Source organism: Bradyrhizobium sp. ISRA464 (assembly GCF_029910095.1).
Lineage (GTDB): Bacteria > Pseudomonadota > Alphaproteobacteria > Rhizobiales > Xanthobacteraceae > Bradyrhizobium.
On sequence record NZ_CP094526.1, the window covers coordinates 2,272,415 to 2,297,644 of the forward strand.

The following is a 25,230-nucleotide window of genomic DNA, read 5'->3' on the forward strand; positions in this document are numbered from 1 at the left end:
GCGACCTGCGTGCGCGGGGCGCGAGCCAATGCAGCTGCCTCCGCGCCAAACGTGGTACTCCGTCTTTGGTATTTACCAAGGCGCTGTAGTTGACCAAGCTAGGTTGATTACATGCGCGATGATTGGACTGCGCCAGGTCGCGTGCAATATCGTCACACCATCTTATAGTGTTTTGATTTCCCGATTTGCTCGTCCTCGCGGCAGATATTTGCTGCGGATAGGAGGGAGCATGCAGCAGCAGTTCATCATTCACCTATCGGAGCTCCGTGTCTCCACTGGCGCTCCGGGCAAGGTCAGTCGGTCGGGCGAGGAGTAGCAACAAGCTCCCCGCCAGGCCCCGCGTTCGTTTGGTCTTCTGATTGTGCAGGACTGACGGCTCTCCGTGCGGACACGCCCGGAGAGCGACGTGCCGCAAATGATTGTGCCGTGCAGTAGCCATCAGCCTGATCTCAGGTTTTCACAATTTGCTGAGGAGCTTGCCATGTCACTCACCATCACCGGTAAAGTTATTGAGGACGAGAACCTCGGACTGACAACCCTGGCCGCCGACAGCGACGCCACTGATGCCGACAACAACGTCATTCTCTCCAGCTTCCAGAGCAGTATTTCCACCTCATCGTCGCTCGGCGCCGAGCTCAAGTCGCTGGGCATTTATCCCGATACGACGACGAACTCCGCCAACGGCACGACCCAGGCGATCGGGATCGCCGAGAATGCGATCGTCAGCACCACTGACCAGAACTTGCAGTTCACCAACAGCAGCGGCGGCGCGCTGAACGGCGTCGACACCGGCTTCAAGGCCATCGACGGCAACGAGATCTTCCTCTTCTCCGACCCGAGCAATCCCGATATCGTGCTCGGCCGCGAGACGAACAGCACGGGCGCTGTCGCCTTCGCTCTCTTGCTGCAGCCGACGAGCGGCGGCGCGACAATCTGGGTTGTGCAGTACGAGGCGCTCACCAATACGAATCCGGCCGTGGGGGAGGACGCCAACACCCTCGATCTCTCCAATCTGGTCTATGTCAGCGGCTCGTCCACCTCCACTCAGTCGTTCAACATCGGCACCAAGCAGCCCGGACAGAACTACTGGTTGCCGTTCACCAGCAGCAGCGGGACCGCGACTGTCCTGCTGACCGGGCTCGACGCGAGCACGTCCAGCCCGGACACCGTCAACACCAGCTCGGTCGGCGACGGCAGCGACAGCCAGGCGGTCACCCCCGGCCAGGCCCTGCGCTTCGATTTCGTCTCGACCTTCACGGGTGGCTCCACCAAGGACAAGACCTTCCTCACCGACGGTTCACTCAACAGCCTCGTCTATATCGAAGGCACGGGGGCGAGCTTCGACATCAGCCAAGTGACCCCCACCCATAGCTTGATCAACGTGAAGATCATCGCCCAGAACGAGTCCAGCACCACGTTCGGCAGCACGAACACCAACACGGGCACGAACACAGTGGCCTTGGGCGAAATCGATGTTTACAACAGCAGCGGGGTCCTGATCGCGTCGTCGGCGCGGACGACCGGCAACAACGGCATCACCTTCGGCGGCACCACGAGCGCCCCCGACGGCACCGTCAATGGCCTCACAGCGGGTGAAAAGATCCAGTTCACCTCCCTGAACGGCGCGCAGTTCGACCAGTTCGTTGTCGAGAACACGCTGCCCCCGGGCAACACGCCAGGCTTCGACATTCTCAACGTCACGGAAACACAGACGAATACGACCACCGATAGCGCGGAAGTCGGCTCGCACATCATCTTCGAGGACAGCGTGCCGAGCGCGAGCGCGAGCAAGGTGACGGGGACCGTCGATGAAGACCAGCTGTCGACCAATCTCCTTCCCGACAAGGACGGCAGCGCGACGGCGACCGGCTCGGTGACGACGCTGTTCAATCCGGGCGTCGACACGCCGCTCACTTACAGGCTGGCGACCGACACGAGCAGCCTGACGAGCCAAGGCCTTACGTCCGGCGGGAATGCGTTAAATTATGCCGTTACGAGCAGCGGCGGCGTCGACACCCTGACCGCCAGCTACACCGTGGGCCTGACGACGACGACCGTGTTCACGCTCGCGCTGACCGAGGCGACGGGAGCCTGGACCTTCACGCTTTCGGCGCCCGTCGATCAGGCCCCGGGAGCCAACGACTCGAGTAATACCACGATCGACTTCAGCTCGCTGATCCAGGCGACCGACGCCGACGGCAACTTCGGCGCAGGCGACACGGCCACCGCGGCCACAGGCGCGCTGACGGTCACGGTCATCGACGACGTGCCGGTGAACTTCAACCCAGAGGCGATCGTCGCCGGGGACGACGTTCAGGACGCCACCGGCTCCACCTTCACCGGGAAGCTCGTCAACACGGATTCGGCCGACGGGACGGTCGATCCCAATTCGTCGCTCACCATCGACCAGCACGCCGGTGCCGACGGCTTCGGCGCTTTGATCTTCACCGGTACGAACGGCGCGAAGCTGACGGGCCAGCTCGACGGCGGCTCGAGCCAGAACCTGCAAGCGAACGGAAGCGACATATACCTGTTCGGGTTCGGCACGGGCACGCTGACCGCGACGACCGATCCGACCGGCGCCGGGCTTCCCGGCGGCGCGAGCGGATCCGTCATTACGGCGGATGAGGTGTTCACGATCGCGCTCGACCACACGAGCGGTCAGTACACCTTCGACATGCTCCAGCCGATCGGCAACGGTTCGAGATTCACGTTCAGCGATTTCGCCGACGTGCCCGCCGGCAACTACGCGTGGTTCTCGCTGCCGTTCAACCCGACGACGAAAGAGCCCGTCAGCCCCGGCAAGTCGGTGGTCTTCACCGGGCTCAGCCCCGGCGTCGACACCGTCAACCCCAGCAATATCGGCGTCGGCACCGACAAGCAGGCGGTGGCCCCGGGTGAAGCCATCCGCATCGACTTCGTCGACAACGTCCATTCGATCACCACCACCACCGACCTGAAGTCGCTCAGCACCCTCGGCTATCTCGATCACTACGAGGTCAACAACAGCGGCTTCACGCTCTCGCAAGTCAATCCGAACGGAAAGACCGCCGACATCCGCCTCGACGCTTACGAGGTCCCGGAATCGACGTCGCTCTCCCCCGGAGGGACGTTCCCGACCGATGCGAGCGCCACGCATGAAGCGATCACCGAGGTCAAGATCGTGACCGAGGACAGCAGTGGCAACATTACCGGCACGCTTGCGGACTTCACCGCAGATGGGACGGCGACGTTCACCAATGGCGGCGTCAGCCAAAGCGTGATTGCGGACTTCGGACCAACAGGCGACAGTAATGGCGTGGACTTGCAAGGCCTTAAACAGGTGCCGGGAGAATTCATTCTGGTCAGCACGGCGACCGGGTTCGATCGCCTGCTGGCGACCAACATCGGCACTGTCTACAGCAACAAGGACTCGTTCGACATGGGCGCGGTGTCGGTCTCGACCTTCAACGCCGGCCAACCCGTCAATATGGCCTTCAACCTCGCGCTGCAGGACTACGACGCGTTCCATAGCGGATCGAACAGCAACCTCACGGAGGCCGGGACAGGCACGCTCAACATCAACCTGACCGCGCCGACGCACGCATGACGGCTGCCATGCGATCGGCACACGCCGGCGATCTTGGGTCGGGCGAGGAGCCCGGCCTGAGCGCCGGCGCGGCACCGGGCTATACGGTGCACGAGGTGAACGATGTAATCGCGCAGATCAAGGAAGCGCTTGCGGTCAAGCGAGTGCCGACCGGGCCGCCCAAGGTCGAGCCGTTGTCCGCGCCGGCCACGGCAATGGACTCTGGACTGGCCGGGCTGGCCGTGATCGCGGGATATTACCGGATCGCCGCCGATCCGGCGCAATTGCGCCATCAGCTCGCGCTGACGGGCCGCTTTGCCGAGGCCGAGGATATAATCCGCGGCGCCAACCAACTGAAATTGCGCTCGCGCATCCTGCGCGGCGTCACGGCCAAGCGCCTCGCCGCCATTCCCTATCCCGCGCTGATCGGCCTTAGGGACGGCGGCTTCCGCGTGCTGGCGGCCTCACCGACGAAAGGGCTGGCGCGGCTGCTCGATCCGATTGCCCGCATTGGGCGGGAGCTGCCGATCGAGCAGATCGTGGCGCTATCATCGGGTGAGGTGGTGCTGATCACGCGCCGCCTGGGCGGGGCGGGGACAGACCCACGCACATTCGGATTCCACTGGTTCCTGCCCTCGATCCTGCGCTACCGGCGGCCTCTGGCTCAGGTCGCGGTCGCGTCCCTCTTCGTGCAACTGTTCGCACTCGTCACGCCGATCTTTTTCCAGCTCATCGTCGACAAGGTGCTGGTGCACAAGGGCCTGTCGACACTGGCCGTTCTGATCGTCGGCATGGTCACGCTCGGGCTGTTCGAGTCGGTCCTGCAATTCCTGCGCGCCTATACGCTGAGCCACACCACCAACCGGATAGACGTGGAGCTCGGCCGGCGTCTGTTCCATCACCTCTTTCGCCTGCCGCTGGCCTATTTCGAGACGCGCGCGGCCGGCCAGACCGTTGCGCGCGTGCGCGAGCTCGAGACGATCCGCAGCTTCCTGACCGGGCAGGGGCTGACCTCGCTGCTCGACCTCGTCTTCACCCTCGTCTTCTTCGTGGTGATGTTCATCTACTCGGCCAGACTGACGCTGGTCGTGCTCGGCACGATCCCCGTCTATCTGCTGATCGCAGTGCTTATCAGGCCGGTTCTGCGTGAGCAGATCAACGAAAAGTTCAACCGCGGAGCGCGATCGCAGCAGTTTCTCGTCGAGTCGATCGTCGGGGCGCCGACGTTGAAAGCGGCGAGCGTCGAGCCGATGATGCAGGCCCAATGGGAAGAGCGGCTCGCGTCCTATGTTCGCACGTCATTCGATGCCGGCGTCACCGGCGCGCTCGGCCAGAATCTCGTCCAGTATGTGAGCAAGGCCACGACGGCCCTGATCTTGCTGTTCGGCGCGCAGGCGGTGATCGAGGGTGCGATGACGGTCGGCGAGCTGATCGCGTTCAACATGATCGCCTCCCAGGTGGTGGCGCCGATTCTGCGCCTCTCCCAGCTCTGGCAGGACTTCCAGCAGGTCCAGGTTTCGGTGGCGCGGCTCGGCGACATCTTGAACACGCCGCCGGAACCCACGCCGCAGAACCTGTTGACCCTGCCGCCACCGAGGGGCGCGATCGAGTTGCGCGGCGTGTCGTTGCGCTATCGGGCGGATGCGGCCGAAGCGCTGCGCAACGTCACCCTGTCGATCGCCGCGGGCGAAGTCATCGGTTTCGTCGGCGCGTCGGGCTCGGGCAAGTCGACCCTCGTCAAGTTGGTGCAGAGACTTTATGCGCCGCAGGCAGGGCAGGTGATGCTCGACGGCGTCGACATCGCCCAGCTCGACCCAGGTTGGCTCCGCCGCCAGATCGGCGTGGTGCTGCAGGAGAACATCCTGTTCAATCGGTCGATCCACGAGAACATCGCGCTCGGCGATCCCGCCGCACCGCGGGCCTGGGTGATCCAGGCGGCGAAGCTCGCCGGCGCCGACGAGTTCATCGCGCAGATGCCGCAGGGCTATGACACGATTATCGAGGAGCGCGGCGCCAATCTCTCGGGCGGCCAGCGCCAGCGCATCGCCATCGCTCGCGCGCTCGCCTCCAATCCGCGCATCCTCATCTTCGACGAGGCGACGTCGTCGCTGGACTACGAGAGCGAGCGTGTCATCCAGGAGAACATGCGCGCGATCGTGCGCGGCCGCACGGTGCTGATCATCGCCCATCGCTTGGCGGCGGTGCGTCCGTGTACACGCATCGTCGGAATGGACAAGGGCGAGATCGTCGAGATCGGAACTCACGAGGAACTCCTGGCGCGTCGAGGCGGCCTCTACGCAAGACTCTGGGCGCTGCAGTCGGATCAGGCGAGGGCCCGGGCATGAACCAAAGAGCCGCGTTACCGCTTCCGCCTTCGCCGCCGCCTCTCCAGCCGGTCCCCCTGCCTGCCGCGGTCGTCGCCGGCCGCGACCGCGAATTCCTGCCGGCCGCGATCGAGATCCTGGAAACGCCGGCGCCGCCTCTGCCCATCGTTACGATGTTGACGATTTGCGTGTTTTTCGCAGCAGCGCTTGCCTGGTCGTTCTACGGGCGGCTCGACGTGCATGCGGTGGCACCGGGCAAAATCGACACGGCCGGGCGCGCCAAGGTGATCCAACCGTTCGACCCCGGCAAGATCGCTGCCCTCCACGTCGAGAACGGGCAGCGCGTCCGTGCGGGCGACCTGCTGCTGGAGCTCGATCCCGCGGAGGCGGCCGCGGAGGCCAATGCCCAGCGCGATGCGCTCCATGCGGACCTCGCCGAAATCGCGCGCCGGCGTTTCGCCATCGCAACTGCGCGAGCCGTGCTCGACGGTCCAGCGAAATCAAAGGAGGCGGGCGCACGCGAAGCCGTTATCGCCGACCTCATGCAAGCTGCCGCCGACCCTGCGCCGCGAATTGTCTGGGGTGTCGAACTGCCGGAGGCGATCCGCTTGCGCGAGGCTGCGGTGTTGACCGCGGACGTCAACCAGCTCATCGGCGCCTTGCAAAGCCTCGACAAGCAGATGGCTCAGAAGGAGGCGACACGTCAGCGCCTGGAAATGAGGATCGCCTACCAGGACAAGCTGATCGAAACGCTGACCGGGCTCCTCAGCGTGCGCCAGCAGTCGTACGATCTCAAGGTCGGGACCAAGATCAATCTCTACGACGCCAAGGGGGAGCTGGAGAAATCGCAATCCTCGCGGGCCTCCGACGAAGGCGAGTTGATCGAAACCGAAGCCGCGCTGATGGAGCTCGCGAGCGAGAAGATCAAGACGCTCTCGCAATTCGTGGCGGATAATGGCAACAAGCAGGCCGAGGCCGAGCGCAAGGCGGACGAAGCCAAGCAGGCGGTGGTCAAGGCCTGGGCACGCCTGGCGCGCACCCGGCTCCATTCGCCGGTCGACGGTGTCGCCCAGCAGATCGCTGTGACCACGGTCGGCCAGGTTGTCACCACGGGGCAGCAGCTCCTGGTCGTGGCGCCGACCGAAGGGGCGCTGCAAATCGATGCGCTGGTCGCCAATCTCGACATCGGTTTCGTCAAACCCGGCCAGACCGCGGCGATCAAGGTCGACGCCTTCCCCTTCACCCGTTTCGGCGTTCTGCATGGAAAGGTCGTGCGCATCGCCTCCGAGGCGGTCGAGGAACAGGAGGCCAAGCGCGGTCTCGCCAACGCGCCCGCCACCGCCAATACGGCTGGCGTCCCGCCTGCCAGTCAGGCTGGGCAGCCGCAGAGCTTCGTCTTTCCGGTGACCATCGCGCTCGACGAGCAGGCGATGGACATAGACGGCGCGACGGTCGCTCTAACGCCGGGCATGACCGTGACTGTCGAAATCAAGACCGACAGCCGCCGCGTGATCGACTATCTGCTTTCGCCGCTTGCCAAGATCGCATCCGAGGCGTTGAAGGAGCGATAGGTACAGCGCGCACCTGCCGTGCGGAGTCGTCTGCGTCGAGCCCAAGTGGATTGGGCGGAGATGCGGGTCTCTGAAATCGAGGTCGCGCCGTTGCTGGCGCGCAACACACTCCACCAAATCGTCAGCCACCCTCCCTCCAACGCCTGTGCATTGTCCCTTGGCTCGACGGGGGCTCTCCCTCGCGATAGATTGCCGCGGGGGAGACCGATGCGCCGACAGCCGAACAATCTCTTGCCTATAGTCCTGGTTGCCCTGCTGGTGCAGATCTTTGCACCGATCAGCGCATGCTGGGCGGCCAGTCTTGCGGCCTCCGATCCGCTTGCAGGCGCAGTCATCTGCCACGCGAGTGCAGCACAAGGACCCGAGCAGGACGATCAGACCGGCCAGCATGTCCATGACTTCTGCGTCGCCTGCAATGTACTGCAGACTGGCGCCTTGATCGACACTCGGCAGGCATCAGCCTCGATCGCGGTGGATCGCCTGACAAGCCAGATAGCCTGGCAGGACTGGGCGCCGGGTCTCTTCGGTTCGAGAATTGCTTCTGAGGCTCAGGCGCGCGCGCCGCCGTTTCCGTCGTAAAGCTGCGCGGCCAAAAAGGCCGCTGAGCCCTTTACACATCAACGCTCGCGGAGATTTCCATGTTCATCCGTCATGCGCGTGCAGCCTTGCCAGGACTTGCCATCGCGCTCATTCCTTTTTCCGGAAGCACAGCCCACGAAATCGTCGGCAACCGGTTCTTTCCGGCTACGCTCGGCATCGACGACCCAGGCGTGAATGACGAGCTATCACTGCCGACGGTGTCAAGCTTCAACACCGGCGACGATCCATCATTTCGAGAGCGCGACTTCTCCGGCGAATTTTCCAAGCGCATCACCGAGGCGTTCGCGATCTCGATCGGCTCGACCTACAGCGTCTTCAGCCCGCCGGGCGGCCCTACCGGGATTGGTGCTCATGGGTTCCAGAACCTCGAGACGACGTTCAAGTATCGGGTCTTCAAGGACCCGTCCCATGAATTCGTGATGTCGGTCGGCTTGAATATCGAATGGGGCGGCACCGGCTCGGATAGCGTCGGAGCTGATCCGTTCAACACTTACACGCCGAGCGTCTTTTTCGGCAAAGGCTTCGGTGACCTGCCTGACACCCTGTCATGGCTGCGGCCCGTCGCGGTCACCGGACAGGTCGGCTATGCGATCCCAGGCCGGCATTCCACCACGACCTTCGGGATCGATCCCGACACCGGTGAACCGACCGCCGACACCGAGTTTCATCCGCAGGTGCTGAACTGGGGCGGAACGATCCAGTACAGCATGCCCTATCTGAAATCCGCGGTCATCGATCTCGGGCTGCCGGACTTCTTCAATCACCTGATCCCCCTGGTCGAGGCCAGAATGCAGACGCCGGTCGCAAACACATTGACATCGGGGACGGTGACGACCGGCACGATCAACCCCGGCGTTCTCTGGGTCGGAAGCACCTATCAGCTCGGTGTCGAGGCGCTTGTCCCGGTCAATCGGCAAAGCGGGACCCGCGTCGGCGTGATCGCCCAGCTCCACCTATATCTCGACGATATCGATCCCCACGGAATCGGCAGGCCAATCTTTGGTGGGGCGATGCAGCCTGCCAGTCCTTTTGCGAGGAAATGATCATGCGACGCTCATCTCTGATCTGGATCATCGCGCTGCTGTCATTGGCGACCGGCAAAGCATACGCCCATGCCCTTCTCGATCATGCCGAGCCGCGCGTCGGCAACAAGGTGGCAAGCCCGCCGCGCGCGGTGACGCTCTACTTCACCCAGAAGCTCGAACCGGCGTTCAGTTCGGTCACGGTCACCGGTCCTTCCGGCCAGCGTGTCGATGCCGGAAAGGCGCGTGTGAACGGCAGCCAGATGTCCGTCATGTTAAAAGGCGGCGGTGTCGGGACCTACCACGTCAATTGGCACGTGTTGTCCGTGGATACCCACAAGACTGACGGGAGCTTCACCTTCCAGGTCGGTCGATAGAGCACCGTTGCGATGGATTGGTCCGCAGCAGGAGCGCCGATGGTCGCGACGCGCGCCGTGCACTTCGTGGCGACCGCGGTGGCGGTTGGAAGCGTTATCTTCGGGGTGCTCATCGCTGGCCCCATCTTGCAGCACCATGCGACGGTGGCGATTTCATTCCGGAAGCGAGCGCGGCGGGGAACATGGGCCTGCCTTGTCGTGGCGGTGATCTCGGGCCTGTTGTGGCTGTTGCTGCAAACGTCGTCGATGAGTGGAAAGCCCTTCAACGAGGCTCTGACGGCAGACATGCTGTCGACGGTGCTCAACGAAACTCAGTTCGGTCGGGTGACGATCATTCGCGCAGGTCTGGCGATCTGCCTGGCCGCCTGCCTCATCTATAACCGTGCGGTAGCCGCACAATGGCTAGGGCTTGCGGCGGCGACCGGGCTTGCCGGCAGCCTTGCCTGGACCGGCCATGCCGGCTCAACTGTTGGCGTGACGGGCTATCTGCATCTCACAGCAGACGCGCTGCACGTCGTTGCTGCGGCAGCCTGGATCGGCGGTCTGGTCTCACTGATCACCTTCCTGACGACCATCCAGGTACGCGAAAACATATCGCTCGTCCGGCATGCCATCGGACGATTTTCGACGATGGGCGTAGTTTGCGTGGCCATCATCCTGCTCAGTGGCATTGTCAACGGCGTCATTCTGGTCGGCTCGTTCTATGGGCTGGTGGCCACCGAATATGGGCGCCTGCTGATGTTCAAAATTGCGATGTTCGTGGTGATGCTCACCTTCGCCGCTATCAACCGGTTTCGCTTGACGCCACAGCTCGCCTTTACCGGAAAGGAACAACCGTCTCGCGCGCTTCATTACCTGATCCGTAACAGTGCGATTGAGACAGCGCTCGGACTGGGCATCCTTGTCATTGTTGCGGTGCTCGGAACCTTGCATCCGGCCACTCACTTGGTCAATCTCACAACCTCTCGGTGACTAGCTACCATCGAAGCTACTGTTCTCGCCGCAAAGATTTCGAAGTCCACGTCTTGTCCGAAGCGGTCCCGCTTGAAGTGATGGCGTTGAAGGGGACATGGCAGGACAGTCATCCGTTTGCGATCGATCTGCGCCCGTCGGGCTAGACTAGGGCGACGCGCCCGTAGCCCGACCGGGCAACTCAAATCTTGCTTCATCCGCGCGCGGGCTTGCTGGCCGGCACTCCAACAGGCGCGGGCCTCCAACGGCGTTATCGCAGGCCAATCCTGGCTACGGCCGTGTCCGCTATCTCTTTCGGCTCACTCATGCCGGTTGCGCCAGCCTCGATAACCTTGCGAGCCACCATCTCGCAAAGCGGATCATTGCGATCAACGAGGCCCATCGAGCGTAAGGCAAGGTCGAAAGCTTTGTTCAAAATCTCAATTTCCTCAGGCGTATATTTGCCGGTTTTCAGCACGCGGTTGATTGGCATCGGCCGACCCCACCCATGACGTAGGTTCCGCTTATACCACGGAACTTCGTTCACGGGCCGAGAACCCTAAAAGCGGACCTTGAGTCTTTAGACGGATCGGGTGGCAGATCTTGGGAACGGGCTTCCTAAGAAGTGCCCTGGAAGAGCGCTGGTGCCTCCGCCGGGCGGGATGGAGCGGCGGTTAGCCTGGAAGCCTGTTGCCGATTGGACACGGCGAGCAACTCAGCAAAAGTCCGTCAAGTCTTCGCGGCAGGCTACCCGCTTCTCCGTGCATTCAACGCACGGCATGGACTCTTTCTGCTCGAGAGATGCTCGAACTGCGTCCTCAATGGCGAGCGTGCATAGCGGCCGTCATCGCGCGTGGGCGAGGGGGGCATTACTGTACTGATACGAGGGCGACGATCAGGATGCTCCCGCGAAACATCTCGCCACGCCTACTTCTTCCATTAATTCGCTTTTGCGGCTGCCTAGGTGCCTGTGGCAGTTCCCGAACCAGCACGTTCGCGCATGAGCACCGCGACGACGACGCCGGAGATGAAGGTGAGCGCGGCGATCGCGATGATCGCCGCTGCAAGCCCGAATTGGTCGGCGACAATGCCCGCCGACAGCGCGCCGATCGCGTAGCCGAGATCGCGCCAGAAGCGGTAGACGCTGAGCGAGCGGGCGCGCCAACTCGGATGCGATGCGTCGGAGACGGCAGCGATCAGGCTCGGGTAAACCATGGCCGTGCCAATTCCGAGGAGCAGGCTGCCGACCAGCCACCACTCGAAATGACTGGTCACGGCGGTCAGGAATAAGCCTGCAGCCTGGATCCACATGCCGGCTGTGATCAGCCCCTTGCGGCCCCAGCGGTCCGACAGCGGGCCTGTTGCAGTCTGCAGGATGCCCCAGGTTGCCGGATAGATCGCTTTCAGAATACCGATGCGTTCGACCGAGAGGCCAAAGGACACGAAGAACAGCGGAAAGATGCCCCAGCTCATACCGTCATTCAGGTTGTTGACGAGTCCGGCCTGGCATGCGGCGAACAGGTTGCGATCCTTGAATGAGGTGAGGAGGAAGATCTCCCTAAAACTGATGGGAACCACCTGCCGCGCATGGCCCGCAGTCTCGAGCCGAACATGATCGCGGGTGTCGCGTACCAGCAAGATCGAGAGCGCGAAGCCGAGCATCGCATAGGCAACACCGAGATAGATCGGCGCCGGCCGCAGCCCCGATTCCGACGCAATGTATCCAGTGAGATATGCGGTCACGCCGACTGCGAGATAACCGGCGAACTCGTTCAGGCCCACCGCCAAACCGCGCGACCTGGGCCCAACCAGATCGATCTTCATGATCACGGTCATCGACCAGGCAAAACCCTGGTTGATGCCCAGAAGGGCGTTGGCGGCGACGACCCATTTCCAACTCGGCGCCGAGATGATCATGAAGGGCACCGGCAGGCCGACGAGCCAACCGAGGATGAGAACACGCTTGCGTCCCCAGGCGTCGGCCAGCTGGCCGGAGATCAGATTGGCGCACGCCTTCACGACGCCGAAGCTGACGATGAAGGAGACGACAAGCGTCGTCGAGCCGATCCTGAATTCCTCGGCACCGATCAGCGGCACGACGGTTCGCTCGATCCCGACCATCCCGCCGACGAACGCGTTGATCAGGAGCAGCAGCGCGAACTGTGGCCAGTTCTCCCGGAGCCCTAGCCGAACCGATGGGGCCGCTTGCGGCGCGGACACTGCTTCGCTCATGGAATCAGGCCGTAGCAGCCGTGACACCTGCATTGGCGGCTCTGATCTGCGCGGCTTCTGGCGGCGCCGGCGGAATCTCCGCGACCATGAACCGGACAAACTCGGCCTCGTCCTCGATCATGAGCGCCTGGTTGTGCCGCTTCTCGAAGCCGATGGTGGACCACGGCTTTCCGCTGAGGCGGCGACCACAGACCGAGCCCGCATAAGCGCCGGGCATGACGTCCACATAGTCGGGAAGGCCTTTCAGTCTGCGCGCGCTGCGGAACAGTTGCCTTGCGCCTTCTTCGGCATTGGCGGCGAGTTCGGTGCGGCCGAGATCGCCGACCATCAGCGTGTGGCCAGTCAAGACGAACCAGGGTTCGTTGGCGCGCGTTCGATCTGTCACGAGAAGGCAGATGTGCTCGGGTGTGTGGCCTGGGGTGTGCAGCACCGTCGCTGAGACGTTGCCGAGCGGGAGAACCTCGCCGTCCCGCACGCCTTTGTATGAGAATGATACGCCTGCCTCTGCCGATAGCACGTATTCGGCCCCTGCCGCGCCGGCGAGGGCTCGACCCGCCGAGAGATGGTCGGCATGAACATGCGTGTCGACGACGAAGTGAATTCGCATCCCGGCGTTGTCGGCAGCTTGCAGATAGGGCTGGATGTCACCGACCGGATCAACCACCGCAGCCGCGGCCTTGCCGCCGCAGCCGAAAAGGTACGAAATGCCGACGGGGCTATTGTGCAAGAATTGACGCAGGATCATGGGCTTGCACTCCTCTATCAGAGAACGTAGATTGACATTCAATCGATCTGCTGAATGATATATCCAGGAGATGACGTGTCAAGCATCGGGCCGAAACAAGCGATCTATGAGAACCTCGCCGAGGTGGCGCAGGCGCTCGGCCATCCGCACCGGCTGGAGTTGTTGGAACATTTGGCGCAGGGCGTGCGCAGCGTCGAGGAGCTATCTGCCCGGGCGCATCTGACCTTCGCCAATACATCGAGACACTTGCAGATTCTCAGGCGAGCACGCCTCGTAGAGACGACGCGGCGCGGCAAACACGTTCTCTATCGCCTAGCCGGCGAGACTGAAGTGGTTACGCTGCTCAGAGCCCTGGGTCGCGTGGGTGAACGGAACATTGCCGAAATCAGCAGCGTCGTTGCTGATTACTTTCACGCCCGAGATGCGCTCGAACCTGTGTCGCGAGAGGATTTGGTCGCTAGGTTGCACGACCATCTGGTGACGGTGCTAGATGTGCGCCCCGAGGACGAGTTCGCGCTTGGTCATCTCCCTGGCGCGCTCAACATACCGCTCGCTGAACTGGAGCGACGCTTGGCGGAAATTCCAAAAAGCCGCGAAGTGATCGCCTATTGCCGTGGTCCCTATTGCGTCTTTTCGATTGAAGCCGTCGCGGCGCTCAGGGCCCAAGGCTATTCCGTCCGCCGGCTCGAGGATGGATACCCCGAATGGAAGGCCGCAGGCCTGCCGGTCGAATTTGTTGCTTGAGCTAAGCGGATCTAACTATATCGGAAAACTTGACGGGCGATATGCACGGAGGATCTCTGCTGACGAGTGTTGCGTCCCCCGTGTTGATGGCCAGCCGGAAAGGTCCGCTTTTGAGCGAGTGCGAGAACGCGGCTGAGCCTATCGGCCTTTCCGGACTTGTGAGCACAGGCGCTAACTCGCCCACGCGCCGCACGGCGCCGCTTTCGCCCGGAAGCCTGTTGCCGATTGGACACGACGGGCAAATCAGTCAGAAACCTGTCAAGACCTAGCGCGAGAAATATTTCCGTTTTCCAGAAATACAACTCAGTCTATGATCCACCCGTCTCACCCGCCTGAGGGGCGCTTCGCGATCGTCACGAGTGTTGGGTCGAGATGCGGTGGACGCCGATGTCACGGCTGACGAGCGTGGCAGATAGCGGACGGTGAAGTCGTGCAGGCCTGACGCCCTAGTGGCAGGTGTCTCCTTGCAAAGCGCGAAGCGCTTTTGCAAAGACGGTGACAACAAAGCCCAGTCTCGCCGGGGAGAGCACGTATAAGCCGTAAAACCATCGCGCAGGGAAAGCCGGAGTGTTTTCCGGTTTCACCTGTGGTCCTACCTCCCGAGCTTTCCATTTGCTCGGGACCCATGGGTGCGATCGGCACCCGGCTTTCCCTGCGCCCTCTGCTGATTGAGAGGGCGGAACGAGATGCAAAGCTCGGACAGTTCGTGTCGCGAGAATGCTGGTGTATGACCGGCAAGATGCGGCACATTCTCGGCGTCATCCCGGCCCTGAACCGGCGACAGCGTTCGTGCCGCGCGAACCCGCCATTTCCGAACCCCACATTGACGGCAGCGCCTCCGCCGGGCACAGCGGACCACGCGTTTCGGCGTCGTTCGCTTACACCGGCGCGCAGACGTGGATACCGCTGCAGGCTTTTGCAGTGCAGCAATGATGAAAATCAAACCCTGCTAAAGGGGCAATGGCATTCGCCGAAGCTTCTCTGTAATGGTGCGGCCGGATGTCTCGGGGCCGGCGGTTCGTGCCCCGCAATTGCGCGGGAGGATAGATGCGTAAACTGATCTTGGCTGCGGTTTCGATCGCGGCAGTGACTTTTGTGGGGCCGGCGTCGGCCCAATCGCCGATCATCATCAAGTTCAGCCACGTGGTCGCCTCGGACACGCCGAAGGGCAAGGCGGCGGACAAGTTCAAGGAACTCGCCGAGAAGTACACCAACGGCAAGGTCAAGGTTGAGGTCTATCCGAACTCGACGCTCTACAAGGACAAGGAAGAACTCGAGGCGCTGCAGCTCGGCGCAGTCCAGATGCTGGCGCCGTCGAACTCGAAGTTCGGCCCGATCGGCATCAAGGAATTCGAGGTGTTCGATCTGCCCTACATCCTGCCCGACCTGAAAGCGCTGCGGAAAGTGACCGACGGCCCGCTCGGCGCCAAGCTGCTCAAGAAACTGGATTCCAAGGGCATGACCGGTCTCGCCTATTGGGACAACGGCTTCAAGCAGATGAGCGCCAACAAGAAGCTCGTCGCGCCCACCGACTACAAGGGCCTCAAGTTCCGCATCCAGTCGTCGAAGGTGCTGGAAGCCCAGTTCCGCTCGCTCGGCGCGATCCCGCAGGTGATGGCGTTCTCGGACGTCTACCAGGCGCTGCAGACCGGCGTCGTGGACGGCCAGGAGAACACCTGGTCGAACATCTACACCCAGAAGATGCACGAGGTGCAGAAATACGCCACCGTCACCAACCACGGTTATATCGGCTACGTCGTGATCGTGAACAAGAAGTTCTGGGACGGCCTGCCGGCCGATATCCGCGACGAGCTGTCCAAGGCGATGAAGGAGGCGACCGAATTCGGCAACAGCCAGTCCGCCAAGGAAAACGACGATGCGCTTGAAGCGATCAAGAAGGCCGGCAAGACCGAGATCATCAGCCTGACGCCGGAGCAGAACGAGGCGATGCGCAAGGCGATGCTGCCGGTCTACAAGGAAGTCGCGTCGCGGGTCGGCCAGCCCTTGATCGACGAGTTCCTGAAGGAGACGGGCCGCGGCCCGATGAACTGAGGCGAATCGCCTAATAGCCGCCAGGAAGGCGGTGCGCTCGCTCTCCCGCTTGCGGGGGAGGGCTGGGGTGGGGGCTATCTCCGCGAGTCATTCCGTTGGAGAGAGCCCCCACCCGTATCGCATCTTCGATGCGATACGACCTCCCCCGCAAGCGGGAGAGGTGCAACGAGTTCGCAGATGGGCCTCTCAGTCGAGAACCCTCTCGCAAATCTAATGAGCGCCGCGGCTGGATCAGGCCGCGGCAACGGGGCGTGGCCGGTTGCCGTGTCCGGCCATGACTGGGGAGATCAATGCTGCTCAAAATTCTCGACAGGCTTGAGGAAATCATCATCGCGAGCCTGATGGGCGCCGCGACGGTGCTCACCTTCGTCACCGTCATGCACCGCTTCCTAGTGGACGTGCCGTTCCTCTATCCGTACCTGTTCGGCATCAATCTCGCCTGGTCGCAGGAACTCTGCATCTACATGTTCATCTGGATGGCGAAGTTCGGCGCCGCCTACGGCGTGCGCGCCGGTGTCCATGTCGGCGTCGACGTGCTGATCAACCGCCTCAACGATTACTGGCGCAAGCGCACCATCACCTTCGGCCTGCTCGGCGGTGCGCTGTTCACCGGCATCGTCGGCACGATGGGCGCCAAGTTCGTCATTGAGCTGATGCACACCGATCAGGTCTCGCCGGACATGGAGATCCCGAGCTGGATCGTCTACGCCTGCATCCCGCTCGGCTCCTACCTGATGTGCTTCCGCTTCCTGCAGGTGTGCTGGAACTACTGGTGGACCGACGACCTGCCGCACCATGACGCCTCCCATGTCGACGGTGTCGAGACCAGCAAAAACGCGCCGATCGCGCTTGGAGAAGCGTGATGAGCGCCGCACTGATCTTCGGACTGCTGTTTGCCCTGATGCTGACGGGCATGCCGATCTCGATTTCGCTCGGCCTGACCGTGCTCACCTTCCTGTTCACCATGACGGAGGTGCCGATCGAGAGCGTCGGCCTGAAGCTGTTTTCGGGCCTCGACAATTTCGGCATCATGGCGATCCCGTTCTTCATCCTCGCCGGCACCTTCCTGACCCGCGGCGGCGTCGCGCGGCGCATGATCGCGTTCACGACCTCGCTGGTCGGCCATCTGCCCGGCGGCCTCGGGCTCGCCGGCGTCGCGGCCTGCGCGATGTTCGCGGCGATCTCCGGCTCGAGCGTCGCCACCGTGGTCGCGATCGGCTCGATCATGATGCCGGCGATGGTCGATCACGGCTATCCGCGCCGCTTCGGCGTCGGCGTGATCTCGACCTCGGGCGCGCTCGGCATCCTGGTGCCGCCCTCGATCATCCTGGTGCTGTACGGCGTCTCCACCAACACCTCGATCGGTGCGCTGTTCATGGCGGGCATCGTGCCGGGCGTGCTGCTCGCGCTGATGCTGGCCGGCGTGACCTTCTTTGTCGCGCAGCGCAACGGCTATCCGAAGATGCCGCGCGCGACGATCGCCCAGCAGTTCAAGGCGTTCCGCGAGAGCATCTGGGGCCTGCTGCTGATCGTGCTCGTGCTCGGCGGCATCTATGGCGGCATCTTCACGCCGACCGAGGCGGCCGCGGTCGCCGCGACCTACGCCTTCTTCATCACGGTGTTCGTCTACAAGGAGCTCAAGCTCTCCGAGGTGCCGAAGGTGCTGCTGCAGGCGGCGAGCATGAGCTCGATGCTGCTCTACATCATCACCAACGCGGTGCTGTTCTCGTTCCTGATGACGCATGAGCAGATCCCGCAGGAGATGGCCGCCTGGATCATCGACAAGAATTTCTCGGTCTGGATGTTCCTTCTGGTCGTCAACGTCATCCTGCTGCTCGCCGGCAACGTGATGGATCCGTCGTCGATCCTCCTGATCATGGCGCCGATCCTGTACCCGCTGGCGACCAAACTCGGCGTCAATCCGGTGCATCTCGGCATCCTGATGATCGTCAACACCGAGGTCGGATTGTGCCATCCGCCGGTCGGGCTCAATCTCTACATCGCGAGCAGTATCGCCAAGATGGGGATCAGCGAGATCACGGTCTCGGTGCTGCCATGGCTGTGCGCGATGCTGGTGTTCCTCGGTCTCATCACCTATGTGCCCGAGATCTCGCTGTGGCTGCCGCGATTGCTGGGAATGATCTAGCGCGCGATCCGCAAGCCGGAAGGCCGCGTGGGCGCAGGGCGTCGCGCGGTCTTCCGAAAAGTTCGTGCTCGGACGGGAAACGAAAGCATGGATCAACGCGGCTTTTATTTCTGGCGGGCAACGAAAGCGGATTACATCTTGGTGAGAGAGGTCTCTCTGTCCAATCCGTAAGTTGAAGGCGGCGGCCGGGCGCCTCATCTTCAGACAACCTTCAAAGGAGGTTCGCATGAAGAAAGTCCTGCTCGCCGGTGTCGCGGCACTCACGATTGCCGGTTCGACCGTGGTCTATGCCCAGCATCGTCCGTGGTTTCATGGTCAGATGCGGATGAGCCCCGAGGACCGCGCTGCCTTCCTCGACGCGCGCATCGCCGCCGTCCACGCCGGGCTGAAGCTCAACGCGGATCAGGAGAAGCTGTGGCCGCCGGTCGAGGCCGCGGTGCGCGATTTCGCCAAGATGCGGATCGATCGCGCCAATGCGCGGATGACCGCGGAGAAGAACGAGGCCGACAATGCGCAGAAGCCGGACGACCCCGTGGCGCGCCTGCGCGAGCGCGCCGACAACATGGCGGCGACCGCGACGTCGCTGAAGAAGATCGCCGATGCCGCCGATCCGCTCTACAAGATCCTCGACGACAACCAGAGGCGGCGGCTCACCATGCTCACCCATATGGAAGGGCACGGGTTCGGCGCCGAGGGCTGGCGCCGCCACCGCTTCGAGCGCGGCATGGACCGCTGGGAACACGGCAGCGGCCGCGGCTATGACCATGACCGTTACGGCCACGACGACGGTCCGGACCAGGAGGGGTCGGGCCGGCTCTGAGCAACGGTTGCGGCGTCCGCGCCAAGCCACGGAAAAGCCGCCGGAATCCGGCGGCTTTTGTCCGTCGGAGCAAATTGCCAAAAGTCGGGAAAACTCGCTTGAGCTTGCTGGACATCCCGGGTTCGCTTTGCTAAACGGCGGCTCTCTTGCGAGGGTCACTTCCGGACAAGTTCCGGGCGCATAGCTCAGTTGGTAGAGCAGCTGACTCTTAATCAGCGGGTCCCAGGTTCGAGCCCTGGTGCGCCCACCATATAAATCAAGACCTTAGCAAGAGAAACCGTTTGAGAGAGCCGAACTAAAACGGTTTTTCAAACGGTGTTTTTAGCGGCCGGTCGGCCAGTCCAATCTCAGCATTGTGATCTACGTCAGCGCGGCGGAGACTCGGGCGACTCGCTTAAAGCCGTCCCACATAACCTACATTTTCCCACTTCTGTTCAATGTCATCGGCGACGCATTGGTTCGGTTGCGCGGTGCTTCCGTCGAAATAGCGCTTGAAGTCAACGTGAACCCTCATGTTGTCTGGGCGGTAGGCCGCCATGCGATCGTAAAGGAGAACGGACGCGGCCTCGAAACGCCGATAGACTGATTTGTGCATCGGTGATCTCGATTCTTCCGTCTCGGGATCGATCGGCAGGTCACGAACTCCGGCCTTGAGGAAGCCTCCCGCCTGCTCATTGTGTTGGGGGCCCGCGGGATCGGGCGACAGCCGTAGCACACTGCCGTCGTGTTTCAGCCCGTCCGGAATGAGCGAAGCTCCGGCGAGCAGCCAGTTCAGCGCGACGTCCGAGAGCCGAGCCTCATTCTCGATATAGCCGCCGCCGACATCGGCGTGCACGCCCGGAAACCAGACCTGTTCGAAGTAAAGATTGCCGTGCGCGTCGCGTTGGTCCTGCTTCTCGGCTGTCGGGGACCAGCCGACGCGCTTGAAGTCGGCGCGGTTCTCGTCAATCGAGATCGCATGCTTGGCGTAGCCGACATTGGGATTGAGGGTTGTGTCGTAAAATTTGTGCTTCGGCGGGGCGAAATGCACCGTCCGGAGGCGCTTCATGAACCCATAGCCGGGCAGATCCGGAGCGATCTTAAGGTAGTTCATGAGAAAGACGATCAGCGCTGTCGCGACGCCGAGGTAACTCAGAAGCCGGGCCCCCCATCCAGCCCATGGAAAGATCAGCTGAAGGGAGTCACCGAGCCGATGAACCCCGAGTAGTAATGCAATGCCGGAGGTCACGAGCGCCGCGCCCAAATATTTGTGGCCGAGGGCGGCGACGGTATCGAACACCCCGATGAAGTAGGGAAAGACGTTCGCGTGCTCGGCGCCGTTGACGGTGATTGTGCTGCCGTACCGCTGTCTGAATTGGGAGGCGATGGCGTCGCGCGTCTCCAGCAGGAATTGACGGTACCCAACAACGTTGCGCGAGTACGATGGGCAAAATTGATAGACATCCTTGACGGCGTGCTCGGCCAGCTTGTGGATGCTCTCTGGGTCACGGCGCAGGGGCGAGCCCTCCGGCATATGACGCGGGACCCCGCAATAGGTCATGACGCCGGCAACCGATCGGACCGTGTAGGCGCCCCGGCTGAAGCCGATCAGAAATATCCGATCGCCTTCCTCATATAGGGCGATGATCGCGGCATAGCAGTCAACAATGTTCCGGGTGATCCCAAGGCCCGTCGCCATACTGGCAAGGTTGTAGAGCCACCGCATCCAACCGATCTTGAAGTGGCCACCGTCGGACGCCGAACCAAGACCGGCGTCGTAGAAGGCCACCTGTTGGGACGGTTCGACCTTCGTGTCTGGGCCGACCCGGCAGGCGCGGTAGAGCTTGTAAACATTCGTGCGGGCTTCGTCGAAATTGATGCCGCCGGCCTGGCCTGTACCATCGGAAAAGATCACGATATTCTTCGGCATTGCACACCATCCCCCAAGTGCGCCAAAAGGCCAACCTATATCATAGATTGTGCGTGTCGAAATGTGAGCTGGGCCACTTGCGCACAGCGCAGGTTGTCATGTCCTCCTTACTCTGAGTCATCTAAGCTTCAACTCGCGGCGGTCGCGTAAACGGCTTGATCGGTATTAGCGCTTATCCTCGGCTGGGGCGGCTCTGCTCGATCCGCGGCGAGGTGCGGTCGTGTCCTACGAGATACCGATTGCGTCCGGTCGTTCCATACTACCCACCCGGGCGGCACAATATGTACGCATGTCCCGGGACAGCCAGCGCTACTCGACGGCAAACCAAGCGGACGTGATCTCGGCCTTCGCCAGAGAACGCAACATCACCATCGTTCGCATCTATGCCGATGAAGGCCTTAGCGGCCTTGCCATTCACTGCCGCGACGGTCTCAAGGCTTTGAGAATGATGGCAGCCTTGCTCAAGAACAACAAGCGGTTCAATGCTGCCGATTTCAGCCGACAGCTTTCCAAGAAAGTCTTCCTCGGCCAATCGCGCGTCACCCGCATGGGCTTCTGGCACGGCGGCATGCCCGGTTACGGTCTAAGACGCCAGTTGCTTGATGAGACCGGGATCGTAAGAACCAGCTTGAATACGGCCAGAAGAAATACCTCCAGACTGACCGCATTAAGATCATTCACGGCCCGGACCGAGAGGTCGAGACCGTCAGACGCGTCTTCATGTCCTTCGTGTCGGAAGGGAAATACCTTGGCGAGCTCAAATCCGATATGGCGGGCTGCTGGCTAATGTGAACCTGCTCGATGCCGCCCACACGACCGCGTTGGGAGACGCGGCGGTACGAGCGGCCGCATCGAATGCTTGACACCGCCGCTTATCGGCATGGGGCTTTGTTGAGCAAGACCACCTGCCGGTGCCCTGACGGTCGCCTTGTCTAACTGGCAAGCACTTGAAATATCGTTGCTTTCTGTGCCTGGGTAGAAGGCGCTAAACAGAATGCTACGCATCTGTCGAACCGGCACACGTGGCGAATGAGATTCCGGGCGTCGGAATCGAACGGGGGATAGGTTCCCTCAAGTTGCGACTCGCGTAACAGTTGCGGCTATACTCCTAGGATTCATGAACGGCGAATCCACTTTCAGCTTCAGTTTGGGAGCGAACGTATGTCTTTGGCAATTGAGTTGCTGCCGGTCGGCGACAGCGACGGGGACGCGATTATTGTCCAGTGGGGCGAGAACCACGAGTACTGGCTGAACCTCACGGATGGCGGGTATGCTTCCGTTGGCGACAAGGTGATTGCCCATATCGAGGCCCACTACGGGCGAGATGTCACGATACACAACATGATCGTTTCCCACGCGGATAATGACCATGCGGCTGGCCTGATCCCGGTCTTCGAGCGCTTCAAGGTCGGCAAACTTTGGATGAACCGGCCCTGGCTCTACGCTCACGAGGTCATCGGGGACTTCCATCCAAATTGGAAAGTGGAGAACTGGATCGATTACGTTCGGGGCGAGCACGAATACCTCGTTGAACTGGAAAACCTCGCCCGCGCCCGTGGGATGGAGCCGCTAGAGGTCTTCCGAGGCACGCAGATCGGCCCTAGCCTGGTGCTTGCGCCGTCGCGTGAAAGGTACATCAAGCTCATCCCCGATCTCGACAAAACGCCGCCGCCCTATAAGAGCGACACTGCCACGGCCTCGCGGGGACTGTTTGAACTCGCAACGGGCGTTCTCGACCGGCTGAAAGAAACGCTTTACATCGAAACTCTCGACCAAAATCCTCCTGCAACCTCGGCGTCGAACGAAACGAGCGTGGTCCAGCTTGTCTCCCATGAAAGCCACAATGTTCTTCTGACTGCCGACGCCGGCCCCGAGGCGCTTACGGAAGCTGCGAACTATGCGGCTCTTCTCGGGATGCTTAGCCCACCCGACCTCGTCCAAATCCCACACCAAGGAAGTCGCCGTAATGTCACTCCTGCGGTCTTGAATGCATTGCTAGGCGAGCCGAACGGGGGCGCCCAAGCGCGTGGGCGTGCCTATGTGATGGTTGGGGCCAAGAAGCCAGACCACCCGCGCAAGAAGGTCACAAACGCGTTTATTCGGCGAGGGTACCCGGTTTCAGTGGGGCGCACGGGCTGGATGCGCCTGCACTGGGGCTTCGACGCACGAGGCGTTCCGCTCTCCGTCGAACCGTTCTCCCATGACGTAGAGGACGATTAGTGCTCAAGAACCTTGACGCCTACAGCATACGGGCTCGCTACTATCCCGCGCTGCTCGCGACCATTCCCGGCCTCGCTGCACTGGCGATCCTGATTTCCTGGTCCCGGTTCGGCCTCACGACGGTGGTAGCCTCTACCGCCATTCCTGTCCTCGTGTTCGCGTCTGCCGACATTGCACGGCGGATTGGTAAGCGCATCGAAGAGCGCATTTACGAGGAAACTGGCGGGAAGCCGTCGATCACGATGCTCCGCTACTCTGATGATACGTTCGATGCCGCCTCGAAAGAACAGTACCGCGCGTTTTATGCGTCCAAGATCAATCTGCCCATTCCAACCGAGGAAGCTGAACAGGCCAAAGTGAAAGCTGGCGACGCATTCTATGACCGAGGCGGAGCATGGCTGCGCGAGAATACCCGCGATGCCAAGAAATTCGCTGTGCTGTTTGCCGAGAACGTAACGTATGGCTTTCGGCGCAATCTATTCGGGTTGAAATGGCCTGCGCTCACCCTGAACCTTGCGCTCGTCCTGCTCTGTGGAGTTCTGCTCGACAGACGGATGCCGATTGATACCGACGACGATACGACCATGCGCCTCATCGTCGTCGTGGCACTAGCAGTCGTGCATTCGCTCTACATGGGGCTTGGTGTGAGCAAAAAGAGCGTGATTGACGCTTCTCGAACATACGCCCGGCAATTGATCCTTTCCTGCGAGGCAATGATCAACAAGGCGAATTCGGCGTCGGCGGCAGCGGCGAAGCCGAAGAAGTCCAAGAAGGACAATAGGAGACTGTGATGGCGAAGGTTACCGTCTACCGGTGGGCCAAATATGACATTCGACGATGCGAGTCAGAAGTCCCGCCGTTGGGCTACACGAGAAGCGATTGATTGGGCTGGCGGGTATCCGATCGAGCACACTGCCACCGAGGTAGACGAGTCGGTTCTGGGCGGTGAGATCGCTGGAATGACCAGCAGAGATTTTGATCCCAACGCGATCGAGGGATTTTCAAATCAGGTGCGCGGCTAGAACCGCTCTTGAACCCATGGACTGATTGGCGGAGAAAAGTGGAGACCGACATGGCTAGATGCACAGCACCAGTAAGAGGCCATCGCACAGCGAGCGCGGCAGCAGAATGCCCCGCATGTGGTAGCCGGTATGGTGGTCGCTATAGCGGCTACAGCTCGTACTCACCCTCATCCTATTCCTCTCCGTCCTACTCCTCGTCCTGGAGCAGTGGCGGTGAGCGAAGCAGTAGCGGCCGGTCCAGTCGCAACACAAAGCCTCACTGGTCGGGAGCCGGTTCGTCTCAGCTTTACACGCCTGAGGAGGTTCGTGCGCTCACGCCAATCCGCGAAACGGTCGAGAAGCGCGCGACAATGCTAGACCTCCGGCAGATCTTTCTGTGCCATGCTTGGGACGATCGGCAAAGAGCCGCTAAGGAGCTGTACGATCTACTGTTGGCACGTAATATCTCGGTCTGGTTCAGCGAGACGGACATCGGTCTCGGCGAGCCATTCATGCGCGCCATCGACAAGGGCTTGGCCAAGTCGCGCATGGGGATTGTGTTGGTGACGCCTGCACTGTTGAAGCGCCTTCCAGCAGCGGGCGTGGCAGACAAGGAGCTTTCGGTACTCCTGGCGCGTGACCAGCTCGTTCCCATCGTGCATAACACGACGTACGAAGCTCTCCGCGACGTAAGTCCTATGCTCGCCTCGCGAAACGGCCTCGACACTGCGGAAATGCCGATGTCCGATGTCGCAGCCAAGCTCGCCGAGCTCGTCACCGTCCCTGTTGCTGCGTGAAGACTGCGCAGAGTATACGTTCTGCGAAGCTATGGGTACCGCTTCCTACTCCAACTTGCATTAAATGGCTCTGCCACGACACTCCCCCGTTAACACCCATCAGCTATTCGTAAGTCAATGATTTGAAGAGCTAGTAATGAAGAGGCGCGTG

Annotated in this window: 21 protein-coding genes and 1 tRNA gene; 18 read left to right on the forward strand and 4 right to left on the reverse strand. The window is 61.8% G+C overall.

The window, feature by feature from the left end; genetic code table 11:
- Positions 1-481: 481 nt before the first annotated feature.
- The 7 genes from MTX19_RS10665 (at position 482) to copD (ending at position 10,434) form a co-directional block, all read left to right on the forward strand.
- Positions 482-3,589 (forward strand): hypothetical protein, encoded by a 3,108-nt coding sequence (locus MTX19_RS10665; RefSeq protein WP_280985959.1) that lies wholly within the window; start codon positions 482-484, stop codon positions 3,587-3,589.
- Between the two features lie 194 nt (positions 3,590-3,783).
- The gene (locus MTX19_RS10670; protein WP_280984760.1) at positions 3,784-5,913 is read left to right on the forward strand and encodes a type I secretion system permease/ATPase; all 2,130 of its coding nucleotides are present in this window, start codon (positions 3,784-3,786) and stop codon (positions 5,911-5,913) included.
- Positions 5,910-7,463 (forward strand): HlyD family type I secretion periplasmic adaptor subunit, encoded by a 1,554-nt coding sequence (locus MTX19_RS10675; RefSeq protein WP_280983557.1) that lies wholly within the window; start codon positions 5,910-5,912, stop codon positions 7,461-7,463. Before MTX19_RS10670 ends, MTX19_RS10675 begins: the two co-directional genes overlap by 4 nt.
- Positions 7,464-7,670: 207 nt before the next feature.
- Positions 7,671-8,042: a DUF2946 family protein gene (locus MTX19_RS10680; protein WP_280976413.1), complete on the forward strand. Its 372-nt coding sequence runs from the start codon at positions 7,671-7,673 to the stop codon at positions 8,040-8,042.
- Positions 8,043-8,101: 59 nt separating this feature from the next.
- Entirely contained in the window at positions 8,102-9,106 is a 1,005-nt protein-coding gene (locus MTX19_RS10685; RefSeq protein WP_280983558.1) for a hypothetical protein, read from the forward strand.
- A 2-nt stretch (positions 9,107-9,108) separates the two neighbouring features.
- A complete protein-coding gene (locus MTX19_RS10690) occupies positions 9,109-9,462 on the forward strand; it encodes a copper resistance CopC family protein (RefSeq protein ID WP_280976415.1) in 354 nt (117 codons plus the stop codon).
- Between the two features lie 39 nt (positions 9,463-9,501).
- Positions 9,502-10,434: a copper homeostasis membrane protein CopD gene (gene copD / locus MTX19_RS10695; protein ID WP_280983559.1), complete on the forward strand. Its 933-nt coding sequence runs from the start codon at positions 9,502-9,504 to the stop codon at positions 10,432-10,434.
- Positions 10,435-10,684: 250 nt separating this feature from the next.
- Here the strand turns inward: copD and MTX19_RS10700 are convergent, their stop codons facing one another.
- The 3 genes from MTX19_RS10700 to MTX19_RS10710 form a co-directional block, all read right to left on the reverse strand.
- The gene (locus MTX19_RS10700; protein WP_280983560.1) at positions 10,685-10,906 is read right to left on the reverse strand and encodes a hypothetical protein; all 222 of its coding nucleotides are present in this window, start codon (positions 10,904-10,906) and stop codon (positions 10,685-10,687) included.
- A gap of 467 nt (positions 10,907-11,373) precedes the next feature.
- Positions 11,374-12,645 (reverse strand): MFS transporter, encoded by a 1,272-nt coding sequence (locus tag MTX19_RS10705; RefSeq protein WP_280983561.1) that lies wholly within the window; start codon positions 12,643-12,645, stop codon positions 11,374-11,376.
- Between the two features lie 4 nt (positions 12,646-12,649).
- Positions 12,650-13,390: an MBL fold metallo-hydrolase gene (locus tag MTX19_RS10710; protein ID WP_280983562.1), complete on the reverse strand. Its 741-nt coding sequence runs from the start codon at positions 13,388-13,390 to the stop codon at positions 12,650-12,652.
- 75 nt (positions 13,391-13,465) lie between these two features.
- Here MTX19_RS10710 and MTX19_RS10715 point away from each other — a divergent pair, with 75 nt between their 5' ends.
- From MTX19_RS10715 to MTX19_RS10740, 6 genes are all read left to right on the forward strand, one after another.
- Entirely contained in the window at positions 13,466-14,134 is a 669-nt protein-coding gene (locus tag MTX19_RS10715; RefSeq protein WP_280983563.1) for a metalloregulator ArsR/SmtB family transcription factor, read from the forward strand.
- Positions 14,135-15,181: 1,047 nt separating this feature from the next.
- Positions 15,182-16,186, forward strand: coding sequence for a TRAP transporter substrate-binding protein (locus MTX19_RS10720; RefSeq protein WP_280983564.1), 1,005 nt, complete (start codon positions 15,182-15,184; stop codon positions 16,184-16,186).
- A gap of 290 nt (positions 16,187-16,476) precedes the next feature.
- Positions 16,477-17,049, forward strand: coding sequence for a TRAP transporter small permease (locus MTX19_RS10725; protein ID WP_280976423.1), 573 nt, complete (start codon positions 16,477-16,479; stop codon positions 17,047-17,049).
- Entirely contained in the window at positions 17,049-18,332 is a 1,284-nt protein-coding gene (locus MTX19_RS10730) for a TRAP transporter large permease subunit (RefSeq protein ID WP_280976424.1), read from the forward strand. The genes MTX19_RS10725 and MTX19_RS10730 overlap by 1 nt, the downstream gene beginning before the upstream one ends.
- A 226-nt stretch (positions 18,333-18,558) precedes the next feature.
- The gene (locus tag MTX19_RS10735; protein WP_280983565.1) at positions 18,559-19,152 is read left to right on the forward strand and encodes a Spy/CpxP family protein refolding chaperone; all 594 of its coding nucleotides are present in this window, start codon (positions 18,559-18,561) and stop codon (positions 19,150-19,152) included.
- A 174-nt stretch (positions 19,153-19,326) separates the two neighbouring features.
- A tRNA-Lys gene (locus tag MTX19_RS10740) sits at positions 19,327-19,402 on the forward strand.
- 144 nt (positions 19,403-19,546) lie between these two features.
- Here the strand turns inward: MTX19_RS10740 and MTX19_RS10745 are convergent.
- The gene (locus tag MTX19_RS10745) at positions 19,547-21,061 is read right to left on the reverse strand and encodes a DUF2235 domain-containing protein (RefSeq protein WP_280983566.1); all 1,515 of its coding nucleotides are present in this window, start codon (positions 21,059-21,061) and stop codon (positions 19,547-19,549) included.
- Positions 21,062-21,281: 220 nt separating this feature from the next.
- On the opposite strand from MTX19_RS10745, the gene MTX19_RS10750 reads away from it, so the two are divergent.
- The 5 genes from MTX19_RS10750 (at position 21,282) to MTX19_RS10770 (ending at position 25,079) form a co-directional block, all read left to right on the forward strand.
- On the forward strand, positions 21,282-21,848 hold the full coding sequence (locus MTX19_RS10750) for a recombinase family protein (protein WP_280983567.1): 567 nt from the start codon (positions 21,282-21,284) through the stop codon (positions 21,846-21,848).
- 374 nt (positions 21,849-22,222) lie between these two features.
- Positions 22,223-23,281, forward strand: coding sequence for a hypothetical protein (locus MTX19_RS10755; RefSeq protein ID WP_280983568.1), 1,059 nt, complete (start codon positions 22,223-22,225; stop codon positions 23,279-23,281).
- On the forward strand, positions 23,281-24,072 hold the full coding sequence (locus MTX19_RS10760; RefSeq protein ID WP_280985960.1) for a hypothetical protein: 792 nt from the start codon (positions 23,281-23,283) through the stop codon (positions 24,070-24,072). The genes MTX19_RS10755 and MTX19_RS10760 overlap by 1 nt, the downstream gene beginning before the upstream one ends.
- Positions 24,073-24,105: 33 nt before the next feature.
- Complete coding sequence (locus tag MTX19_RS10765; RefSeq protein WP_280983570.1) at positions 24,106-24,303, forward strand: hypothetical protein; 198 nt, start codon at positions 24,106-24,108, stop codon at positions 24,301-24,303.
- Positions 24,304-24,353: 50 nt separating this feature from the next.
- Complete coding sequence (locus tag MTX19_RS10770; RefSeq protein WP_280983571.1) at positions 24,354-25,079, forward strand: toll/interleukin-1 receptor domain-containing protein; 726 nt, start codon at positions 24,354-24,356, stop codon at positions 25,077-25,079.
- Positions 25,080-25,230: the final 151 nt, after the last annotated feature.

Excerpts from the sequence above, each read along its gene's own strand:
- copD (WP_280983559.1), top strand. The coding sequence starts at position 9,502 with ATGGTCGCGACGCGCGCCGTGCACTTCGTGGCGACCGCGGTGGCGGTT.
- MTX19_RS10680 (WP_280976413.1), top strand. The coding sequence starts at position 7,671 with ATGCGCCGACAGCCGAACAATCTCTTGCCTATAGTCCTGGTTGCCCTG.
- MTX19_RS10705 (WP_280983561.1), bottom strand. The coding sequence starts at position 12,645 with ATGAGCGAAGCAGTGTCCGCGCCGCAAGCGGCCCCATCGGTTCGGCTA.
- MTX19_RS10735 (WP_280983565.1), top strand. The coding sequence starts at position 18,559 with ATGAAGAAAGTCCTGCTCGCCGGTGTCGCGGCACTCACGATTGCCGGT.
- MTX19_RS10755 (WP_280983568.1), top strand. The coding sequence starts at position 22,223 with ATGTCTTTGGCAATTGAGTTGCTGCCGGTCGGCGACAGCGACGGGGAC.
- MTX19_RS10745 (WP_280983566.1), bottom strand. The coding sequence starts at position 21,061 with ATGCCGAAGAATATCGTGATCTTTTCCGATGGTACAGGCCAGGCCGGC.
- MTX19_RS10670 (WP_280984760.1), top strand. The coding sequence starts at position 3,784 with ATGGACTCTGGACTGGCCGGGCTGGCCGTGATCGCGGGATATTACCGG.
- MTX19_RS10720 (WP_280983564.1), top strand. The coding sequence starts at position 15,182 with ATGCGTAAACTGATCTTGGCTGCGGTTTCGATCGCGGCAGTGACTTTT.
- MTX19_RS10665 (WP_280985959.1), top strand. The coding sequence starts at position 482 with ATGTCACTCACCATCACCGGTAAAGTTATTGAGGACGAGAACCTCGGA.
- MTX19_RS10770 (WP_280983571.1), top strand. The coding sequence starts at position 24,354 with ATGGCTAGATGCACAGCACCAGTAAGAGGCCATCGCACAGCGAGCGCG.
- MTX19_RS10675 (WP_280983557.1), top strand. The coding sequence starts at position 5,910 with ATGAACCAAAGAGCCGCGTTACCGCTTCCGCCTTCGCCGCCGCCTCTC.
- MTX19_RS10685 (WP_280983558.1), top strand. The coding sequence starts at position 8,102 with ATGTTCATCCGTCATGCGCGTGCAGCCTTGCCAGGACTTGCCATCGCG.
- MTX19_RS10690 (WP_280976415.1), top strand. The coding sequence starts at position 9,109 with ATGCGACGCTCATCTCTGATCTGGATCATCGCGCTGCTGTCATTGGCG.
- MTX19_RS10700 (WP_280983560.1), bottom strand. The coding sequence starts at position 10,906 with ATGCCAATCAACCGCGTGCTGAAAACCGGCAAATATACGCCTGAGGAA.
- MTX19_RS10730 (WP_280976424.1), top strand. The coding sequence starts at position 17,049 with ATGAGCGCCGCACTGATCTTCGGACTGCTGTTTGCCCTGATGCTGACG.
- MTX19_RS10765 (WP_280983570.1), top strand. The coding sequence starts at position 24,106 with ATGACATTCGACGATGCGAGTCAGAAGTCCCGCCGTTGGGCTACACGA.
- MTX19_RS10725 (WP_280976423.1), top strand. The coding sequence starts at position 16,477 with ATGCTGCTCAAAATTCTCGACAGGCTTGAGGAAATCATCATCGCGAGC.
- MTX19_RS10710 (WP_280983562.1), bottom strand. The coding sequence starts at position 13,390 with ATGATCCTGCGTCAATTCTTGCACAATAGCCCCGTCGGCATTTCGTAC.